This is a genomic window from Sutcliffiella sp. NPDC057660, from assembly GCF_042800035.1.
Lineage (GTDB): Bacteria > Bacillota > Bacilli > Bacillales > Bacillaceae_I > Sutcliffiella_A.
The window spans coordinates 83,036-96,670 of sequence record NZ_JBHVHV010000011.1; the positions used below are offsets into that span (position 1 = coordinate 83,036).

The following is a 13,635-nucleotide window of genomic DNA, read 5'->3' on the forward strand; positions in this document are numbered from 1 at the left end:
ACTGTGAAAAATTAGGATGGGAGTTGTCACGAATGGAAGAACAATATGAACCGAAAAACTATGCGGAAGCAGCGCTTCATGACTATAAAGCGGGCTTAGGGGTATTCACCGAAAAAATGCCGGAGCTTGCACATCACTACAATGAGTTTACTGAAGCATGTTTCAAGGCAGGTGTGCTCGATAAAAAGCAGAAGCAGCTCATAGCGCTTGGCGTGAGTGTCTATTCACAGGACGAGTACTGCATCGTTTACCACACGAAAGGTTGCTTGGACCAGGGAGCAACAGAACAGGAAATTCTCGAGGTATGCGGTGTGACTGCAGCATTCGGCGGCGGTGCGGCGATGAGCCAGTCGGTGACATTGGTGCAGTCTTGTATTGCGGATTTTAATGATTTGAAGCGTTGAATAAAAGAACTGCCCGACTTATATTTTCGGGCGGTTTTTTTAATTGGAACGGGGGGAAAGTCCATCATCGAGCTTATGAAGGACCTTTTCAAAGGGAGTGGAGGCCAAAAAGTCCATCATTGAGCTTATGAAGGACCTTTTCAAAGGGAATGGAGGCCAAAAAGTCCATCATCGAGCTTATGAAGGACCTTTTCAATGGGAGTGGAGGCCAAAAAGTCCATCATCGAGCTTATGAAGGGCTTTTTCAATGGGAGTGGAGGCCAAAAAGTCCATCATAACAAAAAGAATGAACGCCTCCATCAGTACAACCTCCATCAGTACAACCTCCAATCAGGACTAATTTCGAGGTATTATAGGAACGCCTATCACCTCTCCCTGTAATGAAGGATTATAACGGAATACGCCGATATTCGAGTGTTTTTCCGCTTTGGTTCATTTTCCCACCCATGCTATGATTAAATATGTGTTTAATCCAAATACTTCGAGGGTATCTACAAAACTGGATACACAAAATTAAACACATATAAATAAGAAGGGATTGGTTTATTATCCATCAAGTACACGTGAAATACACTGGCGAAATGGAAAAGGCAATGTATCAGGCTTATGGTTTTGGTTATGAGGAATACTCGCGTAAGCTTTCCAAGCGTATGGAAGTAGAAAAGCATCGAGATGCAGAATACAAGAAAAGCTTGGAGATTGTTGCAGAATTAGACCGTAAATTCCACCCGTAACGAACTTGTTTGATAAGGATAGGTTCTATATAATAGAAGACAGCAAAAGGGTAAGTGATTTTCTCCGACATGAATGGAGGTATCACATACCCTTTTTTATTTTAAAATTAGGATGATTCCTATTGGAATGTGTAAGATAAACTATGTACTTAATTCGACATGAACCCTTTATTTTCGATATAATTTGAGAGGGCTTGTCACAAATCGGAAAAGGTTGCTAACACTTTCTATTTGTTATAAGATTGTAATGAGAATAAAATGAGAATTAAAACAAGAATGTGTTTTCATATAGAAGCACAGATCATTGGAGGTATAGAGTAATGGGTTCAACGTTAACAATAAAGGATTTACATGTATCTATTAACGGCAAAGAGATTTTAAAGGGTGTAAATCTTGAAGTAAAAGGCGGAGAGATTCACGCTATCATGGGTCCGAATGGTACAGGTAAGTCAACGCTTTCCTCTGCTATCATGGGTCACCCTAAATATGAAGTAACCAGCGGAAGCATCACGTTTGATGGCGAAGATGTGCTTGAAATGGAAGTGGATGAGCGTGCGAAAGTAGGTTTATTCCTTGCGATGCAATATCCAAGTGAAATCAGTGGGGTAACAAATGCTGACTTCCTTCGTTCTGCAATCAATGCCCGTCGTGAAGAGGGCGATGAAATTTCCTTGATGAAGTTCATCCGTAAAATGGATAAGAACATGGACTTCCTCGAAATGGATCAGGCAATGGCACAGCGTTACCTGAACGAAGGCTTCTCTGGTGGGGAAAAGAAGCGTAACGAAATTCTTCAATTAATGATGATCGAGCCTAAGATCGCTATCCTTGATGAAATCGACTCCGGTCTTGATATCGATGCTTTGAAGGTCGTTTCCAAAGGAATTAACGAAATGCGCGGAGAAGACTTTGGCTGTCTTATCATCACTCACTACCAACGTCTATTGAACTACATCACTCCTGACCATGTTCACGTTATGATGCAAGGTCGCATCGTGAAGTCTGGTGGCAAGGAATTAGCACAGCGCCTGGAAGCAGAAGGTTATGATTGGATTAAGCAAGAATTAGGTATCGAAGACGAAACAGTCGGTCAAGAAGCGTAAGCAAGGAGGATTATCATGACGTTAGAGACAAAATTACCGTTTGATCAAGACTACCTCAGCAACTACTCCAAGGAATTAGGGGAGCAGCAGTGGATGTCGGATCTTCGCTTACAAGCTCTTGCATTGGCGGAAGAACTTCCGTTACCAAAGCCGGATAAAACGAAGATTACCAACTGGAATTTCACAGGATTCCAAAAGCATACTGTTGAAACTTCCATTACTTCTGTAGACCAGTTGCCACAAGAGGTAAAGGCTCTTGTAGATGTTGAGAATATATATGTTCAAGTTGACAATACACCTGTCGTTTCTTCTTTGACAGAAGAGTTGACTTCCCAAGGTGTCATTTTTACCGATATTTTAACTGCAGCAAAAGAACACAGTGACCTTGTTCAAAAGTACTTCATGAAAGATGGAGTGAAAGTGGATGAGCACAAACTGACGGCTCTTCATGCAGCATTGATGAATGGCGGAGCTTTCCTATACATTCCTAAGAATGTTGTGATTGAAGAACCGATCCAGGCAATCTATGTCCATGATAAAGCGGAAGCGGTATTCAACCATGTACTGATTGTAGCAGAGGACAATAGTGCTGTTACGTATGTGGAAAACTACCTAAGCACAAATGATGGAGAAGGATCCATTTTCAACATCGTTTCTGAGGTTATTGCGAATGGCAACTCCAAGGTTCTTTATGGGACTGTGGATAACCTTGGTAAAGGTGTTACTACCTATGTAAACCGTCGTGGAGTAGTAGGACGCGATGCAACATTGGAGTGGGCACTTGGCCTGATGAACGATGGAGACACGATTTCAGAGAATGTCACGCACCTGATCGGTGATGGCTCTACTGGTGACACAAAGACTGTAGTAGTTGGACGTGGCGTGCAGAAGCAGAACTTCACTACAATGGTGGTGCATCATGGCAAGAACTCTGAAGGACAGATCTTAAAGCACGGTGTAATGAAGGACAGCGCAAGTTCCGTATTCAATGGAATCGGTAAAATCGAGCATGGAGCTTCCAAGTCTAATGCCGAGCAGGAATCCCGCGTATTGATGCTTAGCGAAAAAGCTCGTGGAGATGCAAACCCGATTCTTCTTATTGACGAAGATGACGTAACAGCAGGTCACGCAGCTTCTGCAGGCCGTGTGGATCCGCTTCAGCTTTACTACCTGATGAGCCGCGGTATTTCCAAGCAGGAAGCTGAACGCTTGGTTATTCACGGATTCTTGGCACCGGTAGTACAACAGTTACCAATCGAGAAGGTAAAGAACCTGTTGATTGATGTAATTGAAAGGAAAGTTAAGTAATGAATATCCAGGAGATTCGTCAGCAGTTTCCTATTTTGCATCAAGAGGTCAATGGAAATCCGCTTGTGTACTTAGATAGTGCTGCTACTTCTCAAAAGCCCCTGGCGGTTATTGAGGCCTTGGAAAAGTACTACAAAGGGTATAACTCCAATGTGCATCGCGGCGTTCATACACTGGGTACAAGAGCGACAGATGGTTATGAAGGCGCACGTGATAAAGTGAAGAACTTTATCAATGCAGCTTTCAGAGAGGAAATCGTATTCACCCGTGGAACGACAACTGCCCTTAACCTTGTAGCGAGCAGCTATGCCCGTGCGAACCTTAAAGAGGGCGACGAAATAGTTATTACCTATATGGAGCACCATAGTAATATCATTCCTTGGCAGCAGGCGGCTAAAGCGACAGGTGCTACCTTGAAGTATATCCCTCTGACCGAAGATGGTTCGATTTCCTTGAAGGATGTAGAGGAAACTATTACGGAAAACACGAAAATTGTTTCTGTGATGCAGGTTTCCAACGTATTAGGTTCAATCAATCCGATTAAAGAAATCGCTGCGATTGCCCATAAAAATGGCGCAATTATGGTGGTGGATGGTGCCCAGAGTACTCCGCATATGAATGTGGATGTACAGGATTTGGATTGCGATTTCTTCGCACTATCCGGTCACAAAATGGGTGCACCCACGGGTATTGGTGCCCTATACGGGAAAAAACACCTTCTCGAGAATATGGAACCGATCGAGTTTGGCGGGGAAATGATCGACTTTGTCGGGTTGCAGGATTCCACATGGAAGGAGCTGCCTTGGAAATTTGAAGGCGGTACCCCTATCATCGCTGGTGCAATCGGACTCGGAGCGGCTATTGATTTTCTTGAACAAATCGGGATGGAAAATATCCTGGCTCATGAGCATAAGCTTGCTGAGTATGCCATGAACCGCATGTCTGAAATAGAAGGTATCACCATTTATGGTCCGAAGAAGCGTGCAGGATTGGTTACCTTTAATATAGAAGATGTACACCCTCATGATGTAGCTACTGTATTGGATGCAGAAGGAATCGCTGTTCGCGCGGGACATCACTGTGCACAGCCTTTAATGAAGTATCTGAATGTTTCTTCCACTGCCCGTGCTAGTTTTTACCTTTATAACACAGAGGAAGAAATTGATAAACTGGTAGCATCATTAGTGAAAACAAAGGAGTACTTTAGCAATGTCTTTTAATAATTTGGATACACTTTACCGTCAAGTGATCATGGATCATTACAAGAACCCCCGCAACAAGGGAAAGCTTGAGGAAAATGGAATTACCATCGATATGAATAACCCGACATGTGGAGACCGCATTCACTTAACGCTGAAAGTGGAAGATGGAAAAGTTGCAGACGCAAAGTTCGATGGAGAAGGCTGTTCCATCTCCATGGCCTCTGCATCCATGATGACACAAGCGGTCAAAGGATTGGAAGTCGAGAAGGCTTTGGAGCTTTCCCAGATCTTTTATGATATGATGTTAGGTAAAGAATACGATGACGAAAATTTGGACTTAGGGGATATTGAAGCACTGCAAGGTGTCGCTAAATTCCCTGCACGCATCAAATGTGCCACCCTTGCATGGAAAGCCATGGAAAAGGGCGTCAAGTCGGAATAAATTTTTAGGATAGGGAGCTTTAGGAACCATGTTTCTAGAGCTCACCTCTTGAATGGAGGGAAAGAGAAAATGGCAAAAAAAATGCCTGAAATCGGCGATTACAAGTATGGTTTTAAGGATAAGGACGTATCCATTTTCCGTTCCGGCCGTGGACTTACGAAAGAGATCGTAGAAGAGATCTCCCGCATGAAGTCCGAGCCTCAATGGATGTTGGATTTCCGTCTTAAATCATTGGAACATTTCTATAACATGCCAATGCCTCAATGGGGCGGCGACCTGAACAGCTTAAACTTTGATGAAATTACGTACTACGTAAAGCCATCAGAAAAGTCTGAGCGCTCTTGGGATGAAGTGCCTGAGGAAATCAAACAGACGTTTGATAAGCTTGGTATTCCTGAAGCGGAGCAAAAGTATCTTGCTGGAGTATCCGCTCAGTATGAGTCCGAGGTTGTATACCACAACATGCAGACTGACTTGGAAGACCTAGGTGTAGTTTTCAAGGATACTGACACAGCGTTAAAAGAAAACGAAGATATCTTCCGTGAGCATTTCGCGAAGGTAATCCCGCCAACTGACAACAAGTTCTCAGCATTGAACTCTGCAGTATGGTCCGGTGGTTCTTTCATCTATGTTCCAAAAGGTGTAAAAGTGGAAACTCCACTACAGGCATACTTCCGAATCAACTCAGAAAATATGGGTCAATTCGAGCGTACGCTTATCATCGTGGACGAAGGCGCGCATGTACACTATGTAGAAGGCTGTACAGCACCTGTTTACACAACCAACTCCCTGCACAGTGCAGTAGTTGAAATCATCATCAAAAAAGATGCTTATTGCCGTTACACAACGATCCAGAACTGGGCTAACAACGTTTACAATCTTGTAACGAAGCGTGCAGTCTGTGAAGCGAACGCGACAATGGAATGGATCGATGGCAACATCGGTTCCAAGCTGACGATGAAATACCCAGCGGTTATCCTTAAAGGTGAAGGCGCTCGTGGTATGACTCTTTCCATCGCATTAGCTGGTAAAGGGCAGCATCAGGATGCAGGTGCGAAAATGATCCACCTTGCACCAAACACGTCTTCCACAATCGTTTCCAAATCCATCTCCAAGCAGGGTGGTAAGGTAACATACCGTGGTATCGTGCATTTTGGTAAAAAAGCTTCCGGCGCTCGTTCCAACATCGAGTGTGACACACTGATCATGGATAACCAATCCACTTCCGATACGATTCCTTACAACGAAGTGTTCAACGATAACGTATCTCTTGAGCATGAAGCAAAGGTATCAAAAGTATCCGAAGAGCAATTGTTCTATCTGATGAGCCGTGGTCTTTCCGAAGAAGAAGCAACAGAAATGATCGTAATGGGCTTCATCGAGCCATTCACAAAAGAACTTCCAATGGAATACGCAGTAGAAATGAACCGTCTGATCAAGTTCGAGATGGAAGGTTCTATTGGGTAATCGATAGAAATAAATAAACCCACACGAAGGTGTGGGTTTTTGTTTTGTGATTTTTGGTTTATTTTGTCGAAATGTGCGGTTTGTGCATAAGTGACCCTTTTTTGTACATAAAATGAAATTTTTCACCGCAAACAGTTGTTTTGTGCGTAAATCAATATTTTTGTGCATAAAGTGCCGAAAATTGTGCATAAGCGTCAATCCTGCCAAAGCTCAACCAAAGCTGCCCCAATGCTACACCAAGATTTCCTGACTCAAGTGACAATCCCTACACCAATTCTTCTCCAAATTCCTCTTTGTCTTCCGTTTTTGCTTCCTTCTGCTTCTGCTTTTCCAAATAATCATTGATCTTCAAGTTAACATAGATGAATCCAGCTGCAAGGAATGCAGAGAAAACCCAGCCATTGACCTTCATGAAGAATAGGATCCGGTCATAGCCTGCCACTCCATACACACCGATCAGATATTGCTTCAGTCCAGCAGAGAATAGGCCCCTCAATGCAAAAATGCCTGTAATAATATAAAAGGCAGGCAATAATTCCTTCTGACGATACAAACGAAGGCTGTCCTCTCTTTTGTGGCCCTGCAGGTATGCGATATCTGCCAGGAAGTAGAGACCCAATGGCTTTCTCGCAATCATCGTCGCTATGAAAAATAGGGCGAATCCAGCACCGACGTATACGGAGTTCTGTAGCATATTGAATGCGGTCCCTGACAGTATGTCTACAATGGTAGAGATGAATAGTGAAGCAAGAATGAACATACCAGTCACATTATATTGCTTTTCTATCAAAAACCTTACTATCGTATAAACAAACCCTGGGACTGTGGATAGTAGAATGGCAAAATAGTCTCCCAGAGGGTCTTGTCCATATTTCCAGATCATATAAGGCATTACCAGGTAAAACAGCAGGTCAAAAAAGACAATCTTATTCTTCATATATCCCCCTCCTCTTCTTATTCTATTTTCTTCATTGTACCAATTAACTCCAAACCCAACACTATATATTTTAGTATGGCTGCAAGATTATGATAAAATGAAAAAAATGAGGTGATACGGATGATTTATATCGGGGTTACAGGCTGGGGAGACCATGATTCCCTCTATAGCTCAGGGGTTGCAGCCAGGGATAAATTAATGGAATATGCTGCTCACTTTCCGGTGGTGGAGGTGGATTCCTCGTTCTATGCCATCCAGCCCAAACGGAATGTGGAGAAATGGGTGGCTGATACCCCGCCAACTTTTCAATTCATTGTAAAGGCCTATCAGGGGATGACCGGTCATCAGCGTGGGGATATTCCGTTTGAGACGAAAGATGCGATGTTTGAAGCTTTTCTACAGTCGATCGAACCATTTAAAGAGTCTAATAAGCTTGCCATGGTGTTGTTTCAGTTTCCACCCTGGTTTGACTGTAATAAGGATAATGTGAGCTATATCCGCTGGTGCAAGGAAAAGATGAAAGATACAAGAGTGGGGCTTGAGTTTCGCAATCAATCCTGGTTTTCGGAGCCTTTTCGAGAGCAGACTTTGACGTTTATGGAGGTTGAGGGCTGGATACACAGCATTTGCGATGAACCCCAGGCTGGAAAAGGATCCATCCCTACCGTGCTTTATCCGACTGATAAGGAACGCACTCTGGTAAGGCTGCATGGGCGAAATGTGCACGGGTGGACAAAGGCGGTTTCCGGTAAAGACTGGCGGGAGGTCCGTTATCTTTACGACTATAATGAGCAAGAGCTGTTGGAATGGAAGCGGAATTTGGAGAGTATAAAGGACTCCACAAAGGATATTTATGTGCTTTTCAACAATAACTCCGGTGGGCATGCTGCTGATAATGCCAAAAGGATGATAGAAATGCTGGAGCTGGAATATGAGGGATTGGCTCCCAAACAACTGGATTTATTCTAAGCTATCAATGTGCGTAAATGAAAGAGGAGAGAACAAGATCGTGCAGATTCGGATATTACATACCAACGATACACATAGTCATTTTGAGGCTTACCCTAAAATAGCTGCTTTTCTGAAAGAGAATAGTAGTGAGATTCCATCTGCGCTAGTGGATATCGGCGACAATATGGACCGCTTTCACCCCATCACCGAGGCAACACAGGGACAAGCGAATACCGCCATGCTGAATCTATTGAAATATGATTTTGCCACGATTGGAAACAACGAGGGAATCACCTTGGATTATCAGGCTCTGTCAGGGTTATACCGGGAGGCTGATTTTCAGGTGCTGGCGGCAAACCTGTTCGAAACCAGTGGAGAATACCCGGAATGGGTAAAACCTTACTTCTATAAACAGATGGGTGATATAAAGGTTTGTTTTGTTGGGGTGACCGTCTACTATCAACATTTTTATGAGCTCTTGGGCTGGAAGCTGGAAGACCCTTATATGATGCTGGGAAAAATCCTGCCAGAGGTGAGGGCCGAGGCGGATGCTGTGGTCGTGCTGTCCCATCTCGGAATTTCTGATGATGAGGAGATGGCTAGAAGGTTTCCGGACATCGATGTCATTCTCGGTGGACACACCCATCATGTGCTGCCTGAAGGGAAACTGATCGGGAATACGCTCGTTTGTGGCGCGGGGAAGTATGGGCAATTTATCGGAGAGGTCTCTATTGGTTTTAATGAGCAGAAGAGGATAACACAGAAAACGGCTAAGCTGCATTCCCTGGAAGAGACACAACCCAATAGCGAAGTGAAAAAGGTGATTGATCGGATGGAAGAGGAAGCGTCAGGAGCTTTGCAGTACAAGCTGGCTGAATTGCAGGAACCTTTGAACATCGACTGGTTCGCCCCATCCCCCCTTGCAAATTTTCTGGCAGAAGCATTAAAAGAATGGTGTGATGCAGATATCGGAATGGTGAATGCCGGGGTGCTGCTGGAGTCCATTCCAACAGGTGCTGTTACAAGAGAGGCATTGCATCGCATATGCCCCCATCCAATCAATCCTTGTCGAGTAACGCTGACCGGTGAGGAGCTTCGGGAGGTCCTTCAACAATCAATCCAGCCTGAAATGGAAGAACTGAGGGTGAAAGGCCTCGGCTTCCGGGGGGAAGTGATGGGGAAGATGGCGTTCAGTGGATTGGAGCTGGAAAGTGAATTTTTCTCAGATGGTACTTTGCAGATCAAAGCCATTCGTGTAAAGGGGAAAGAGATCCAAAGCCATGATGCCATTTCCATTGGAACAATCGATATGTTTACTTTTGGGCGCATGTATCCAAGCATTGTGCGTGCAAAAGACAAGAAGTTCTACATGCCAGAGCTGCTTCGGGACGTTTTAGCAGAAAAGCTTTCACAGGTTTAAGCTATGCTAAGCTAATACCCATTTTTCACACTCTTTTCCCCTCCTGTCATAAATTGATAGGAGAAGGGAGCGTGACAACTATCTATGATTGAAATGACGCCAATCAAAATTAATGACTTTACTTTTACAGCAATCACTGTCAGATTGCCTAAAACCAACTTTCTTGCTGTAACCAGTGACAAAGGATATATCATGTGTGGTGCCCTCGATGTTGCCCTTTTGAATGAAAAGCTGAAAGATCGTCGGATCATTGCTGGGCGAGCGGTGGGTGTCCGGACAATTGAGCAATTAATAGATGCCCCTTTGGAATCGGTTACGTATGAAGCGGAAAGTCTGGGTATCACAGTTGGAATGTCCGGAAGGGATGCTTTGTTGAGAATGATATAAAAGACCTTCGATGCAAGGTCTTTTTTTATTTGTCGAAAGTTATATTAAATTTTTCATAAAAAATTTGTTAATAATGAAGTTTTCTTTCATTGTTTTTACTATAATGGAAAATATATAGATTTTGTCGAATTATGAAGATAGGAGAAACTATGAGATTATTACCCACTAAGTCCATGAAGCCGGGAATGAAGCTAGCGAAAACTATCTATAATGAGCAGGGAAGAGCCTTGTTAAGTGCGGGAATCCCTGTAACCGCACGTATGATTACACGGTTGCAGCAGTTGAATGTTACATATGTTTATATAGAAGATGCCAGAACAAGCGATCTGGAAGTTCCGACTATGATTTCGGATCAAACAAGAAAAAAGGCGATCACCACTATTACCGATACCTTCAAGCTGCTGGAGAGCGAAAAGAAGCTCAGCAAATGGTTTGTGATGGACCAGTCAACCAAGGACCTGAAGAGCCTTATCCATACTTTGCTTGCAGATATGAAAACCAACCAGGAAGTGGCGACACTTTTAACAGATGTTTATATCCATGACAACTATGTTTTCACCCATTCATTGAATGTCACGTTATACGCGCTCTCCATCGGGATCAAATTGGGGTTGCCGCAAAAGGACCTTGAGATTCTGGGGCTTGGCGGGATTCTTCATGACATCGGAAAGATGATGATACCTTCCGAGATTTTATTCAAGCCTGGGAAACTGACAAGTGAAGAGTTCAGTGAAATGAAAAAGCACACCACTTATGGATATGATATTCTACGGAATATGCACACCATTCCACTTCTTGTCGCTCATTGCGCTTTCCAGCATCACGAAAGACTGAATGGCAGCGGATATCCGAGAGGGATCAAAAATGAGGATATTCATCTGTTCGGCAAAATCCTGGCAGTGGCAGATGTCTTTGATGCGGTAACCTCGCATCGAATCTATCGAAGTGCGATGCTTCCTCATGAGGGATTGGAGATCCTGTATGCGGGTTCTGAATCCCTTTACGAGCCGGCAATCATCGAGGCTTTCCGAAAATCAGTCGCAATCTATCCTTTCGGGCTTGCTGTGACGCTCAATGACGGCCGAAAAGGGCTCGTTGTAGGGCAGAATAAGGATATAACGGAACGACCGATCATCCGGATCATAGAGGCGGAGGGAGCGGAACTGGACTCGCCATATGATGTCAATTTAAAAGATAACCTGGATGTCAGTATCGTGGATTGCGATAATCAGGGGAGCATGTCAGCAGTAAGCTGATACTAGCAAAATATTTCCTTTGTCGCTGTGTAATTTTTGTGATATAGTAAAACAATAAAATCATATACTTCCCTTATCATACGATGAGGTAGAGGCTGCATAGCATAAGAGTAAAACTACTGGAGGGTGACACCTAAGATGGTAGAAGAAAGGATGCTGTGCCGAAGCGGAATGAGTCGTCAAGCTTATTTTGCTGGGGTTATCTTGAATAAGGATAACACTGCCATTATGACCGGTACGGACGGGTTTGTAATGGAGGGCTACTGATCGGATGGAGGATAACATACATTACATACAAGTAATGATAGTTATTTTCTATCATTGCTTTTTATTTTGCACTCAGAGCCCCCGTTATTGTAAACCGTTTGGACAGGTCAAACCAATTACAATTTTTTGGGGGTTTTTTGTATGGAAGGAACAATTTATACTTTGATTCCTCCGGTGCTGGCAATCCTGATGGTTATTTTGACCAGAAGGGTATTGCTATCACTTGGAGCAGGGATCCTGGCATCTGCACTATTACTGGCAGATTTCAATCCGATTACGATGTTTGTCCTGATTTGGGACACGGTGCTTGGCCTATTTTATTCCGTGGAAGATAAAGAATTGAACTTATGGAATATTTATATCTTAATTTTCCTGATCATCCTGGGAATCATTACGGCGTTCATCTCACTTACAGGCGGCAGCCGTGCATTTGGAGATTGGGCACAGCAAAAGATTAAAACTAGAAGAGGCTCTAAAATCTTAACCGCAATACTAGGTGTTATCATTTTTATTGATGACTATTTCAATGCATTGGCAGTTGGTCAGATCAGTAGACCACTGACAGACCGTCATAAAGTATCACGTGCAAAACTTGCCTATTTGATTGACTCCACATCTGCACCTATCTGTGTTATTTCTCCAATTTCAAGCTGGGGTGCGGTAATTATCGGGACAATCGGTACTGAGGTACTTTTAAAGCAGGGCATAAACAATATTTCGGCATTCAGTGCATTTATGCAGATCATTCCAATGAACTTATACGTATTTTCCGCACTATTGATGGTTTTTGTTGTATGCTTTTTCAATTTTAACATCGGGCCTATGAAAAAACATGAGGACCGTGCCATGGAAACGGGTCAATTATACGATCCGGAAAAAGAGGTTCCTGGAGAACTTGCTGATGATCTTCCGACAAGTACGAAAGGAACAATCGGCTACCTGATATGGCCTATCGTTTCTCTCTTTGTCGGTGTAATCGGTGCAATGTTCTATACTGGGGCAACTGCTATTGATGGGGATATTACACTGCTTGGCATTTTTGAAAACACAGATCCTTCCGCATCCTTGTTCTATGGTGGGATGTTTGCATTGCTTGTTTCTTTCCTTTTCTTGTTCAGACAAATTTCCAAAGGTGGAATAAGCGGGAATGTTGTTGGAAAAGGAATTTGGGCTGGTACCAAATCCATGCTTCCAGCCATTTATATCTTAATATTCGCTTGGACCATTGGCGGGCTGATCGGGGAGCTTGGAACTGGCGATTATCTTGCTGGTGTTGTAGCTGACTCCAATATGAACATTGCGTTCCTGCCGGTAGTCATCTTCATTATCGCAGGATTTACAGCTCTTGCTACAGGTACATCCTGGGGAACTTTTGGCCTGTTGCTTCCAATCGCAGGTCAGATAGCGGCTGCGACTGACGTCAGCCTTCTTCTGCCGGCCCTGGCTGCAGTGCTTGCAGGTGCAGTTTTCGGAGACCATTGTTCTCCGATTTCCGATACAACCATCCTATCCTCTACTGGAGCAGGGTGTAACCATATCGACCACGTAATGACGCAGCTTCCTTATGCGTTGATCTGCGCCGTCATTTCAATTGTCGGTTATGTTGTACTTGGTTTGACAGGTAGCACATTATTAGGTTTATTAGTTGTATTGATAGCATTTGTCATTTTGGTATTTGGAACTAGAGCGATGAAAACCGCTTAAAGAGAAAATACTTTTCAGATAACGTAAAAACACACTTTCCTATTGTGCTATAT

14 protein-coding genes and 1 riboswitch are annotated in these 13,635 nt (G+C 43.5%); of the genes, 12 read left to right on the top strand and 2 right to left on the bottom strand.

The annotated features are described in order from the left end of the window. Positions 1-32: 32 nt before the first annotated feature. Positions 33-404 carry a carboxymuconolactone decarboxylase family protein gene (locus tag ACFVAD_RS13990; protein WP_386641074.1) on the top strand — a complete coding sequence of 124 codons (372 nt, stop codon included), beginning with the start codon at positions 33-35 and terminating at the stop codon, positions 402-404. A gap of 192 nt (positions 405-596) precedes the next feature. On the opposite strand, the gene ACFVAD_RS13995 is transcribed toward ACFVAD_RS13990, so the two are convergent. Then, the gene (locus tag ACFVAD_RS13995) at positions 597-719 is read right to left on the bottom strand and encodes a hypothetical protein (RefSeq protein ID WP_386641077.1); all 123 of its coding nucleotides are present in this window, start codon (positions 717-719) and stop codon (positions 597-599) included. Between the two features lie 266 nt (positions 720-985). Here ACFVAD_RS13995 and ACFVAD_RS14000 point away from each other — a divergent pair, with 266 nt between their 5' ends. The 6 genes from ACFVAD_RS14000 (at position 986) to sufB (ending at position 6,660) form a co-directional block, all read left to right on the top strand. Continuing rightward, entirely contained in the window at positions 986-1,138 is a 153-nt protein-coding gene (locus ACFVAD_RS14000) for a YuzK family famiily protein (protein WP_386641079.1), read from the top strand. A 320-nt stretch (positions 1,139-1,458) separates the two neighbouring features. Then, positions 1,459-2,241: a Fe-S cluster assembly ATPase SufC gene (gene sufC, locus ACFVAD_RS14005; RefSeq protein WP_386641082.1), complete on the top strand. Its 783-nt coding sequence runs from the start codon at positions 1,459-1,461 to the stop codon at positions 2,239-2,241. Between the two features lie 15 nt (positions 2,242-2,256). After that, on the top strand, positions 2,257-3,549 hold the full coding sequence (sufD, locus tag ACFVAD_RS14010) for a Fe-S cluster assembly protein SufD (protein WP_386641085.1): 1,293 nt from the start codon (positions 2,257-2,259) through the stop codon (positions 3,547-3,549). Further along, positions 3,549-4,769, top strand: a complete 1,221-nt coding sequence (locus ACFVAD_RS14015; RefSeq protein WP_386641088.1) for a cysteine desulfurase — start codon at positions 3,549-3,551, stop codon at positions 4,767-4,769. The genes sufD and ACFVAD_RS14015 overlap by 1 nt, the downstream gene beginning before the upstream one ends. Beyond that, positions 4,759-5,193, top strand: coding sequence for a Fe-S cluster assembly sulfur transfer protein SufU (sufU, locus tag ACFVAD_RS14020; protein WP_483887610.1), 435 nt, complete (start codon positions 4,759-4,761; stop codon positions 5,191-5,193). The genes ACFVAD_RS14015 and sufU overlap by 11 nt, the downstream gene beginning before the upstream one ends. Positions 5,194-5,262: 69 nt before the next feature. Beyond that, complete coding sequence (sufB, locus tag ACFVAD_RS14030; RefSeq protein ID WP_386641090.1) at positions 5,263-6,660, top strand: Fe-S cluster assembly protein SufB; 1,398 nt, start codon at positions 5,263-5,265, stop codon at positions 6,658-6,660. A gap of 265 nt (positions 6,661-6,925) precedes the next feature. Here the strand turns inward: sufB and ACFVAD_RS14035 are convergent, their stop codons facing one another. Next, positions 6,926-7,597 (bottom strand): VC0807 family protein, encoded by a 672-nt coding sequence (locus ACFVAD_RS14035; RefSeq protein WP_386641092.1) that lies wholly within the window; start codon positions 7,595-7,597, stop codon positions 6,926-6,928. Between the two features lie 120 nt (positions 7,598-7,717). Between ACFVAD_RS14035 and ACFVAD_RS14040 the strand changes: the two genes are divergently transcribed. The 5 genes from ACFVAD_RS14040 to ACFVAD_RS14060 all read left to right on the top strand — a co-directional run bounded on the left by ACFVAD_RS14040 (position 7,718) and on the right by ACFVAD_RS14060 (position 13,582). Further along, on the top strand, positions 7,718-8,566 hold the full coding sequence (locus tag ACFVAD_RS14040) for a DUF72 domain-containing protein (RefSeq protein ID WP_386641095.1): 849 nt from the start codon (positions 7,718-7,720) through the stop codon (positions 8,564-8,566). Between the two features lie 40 nt (positions 8,567-8,606). Next, on the top strand, positions 8,607-9,968 hold the full coding sequence (locus tag ACFVAD_RS14045) for a bifunctional metallophosphatase/5'-nucleotidase (protein ID WP_386641098.1): 1,362 nt from the start codon (positions 8,607-8,609) through the stop codon (positions 9,966-9,968). Positions 9,969-10,052: 84 nt separating this feature from the next. Then, a complete protein-coding gene (locus tag ACFVAD_RS14050) occupies positions 10,053-10,355 on the top strand; it encodes a YunC family protein (protein WP_386641101.1) in 303 nt (100 codons plus the stop codon). 149 nt (positions 10,356-10,504) lie between these two features. Next, positions 10,505-11,611, top strand: coding sequence for an HD-GYP domain-containing protein (locus tag ACFVAD_RS14055; RefSeq protein WP_386641104.1), 1,107 nt, complete (start codon positions 10,505-10,507; stop codon positions 11,609-11,611). An 81-nt stretch (positions 11,612-11,692) separates the two neighbouring features. Next, a riboswitch (Lysine riboswitch) is annotated at positions 11,693-11,882 on the top strand. A gap of 137 nt (positions 11,883-12,019) precedes the next feature. Continuing rightward, positions 12,020-13,582: a Na+/H+ antiporter NhaC family protein gene (locus tag ACFVAD_RS14060; RefSeq protein ID WP_386641107.1), complete on the top strand. Its 1,563-nt coding sequence runs from the start codon at positions 12,020-12,022 to the stop codon at positions 13,580-13,582. The last annotated feature ends 53 nt before the right edge of the window (positions 13,583-13,635 follow it).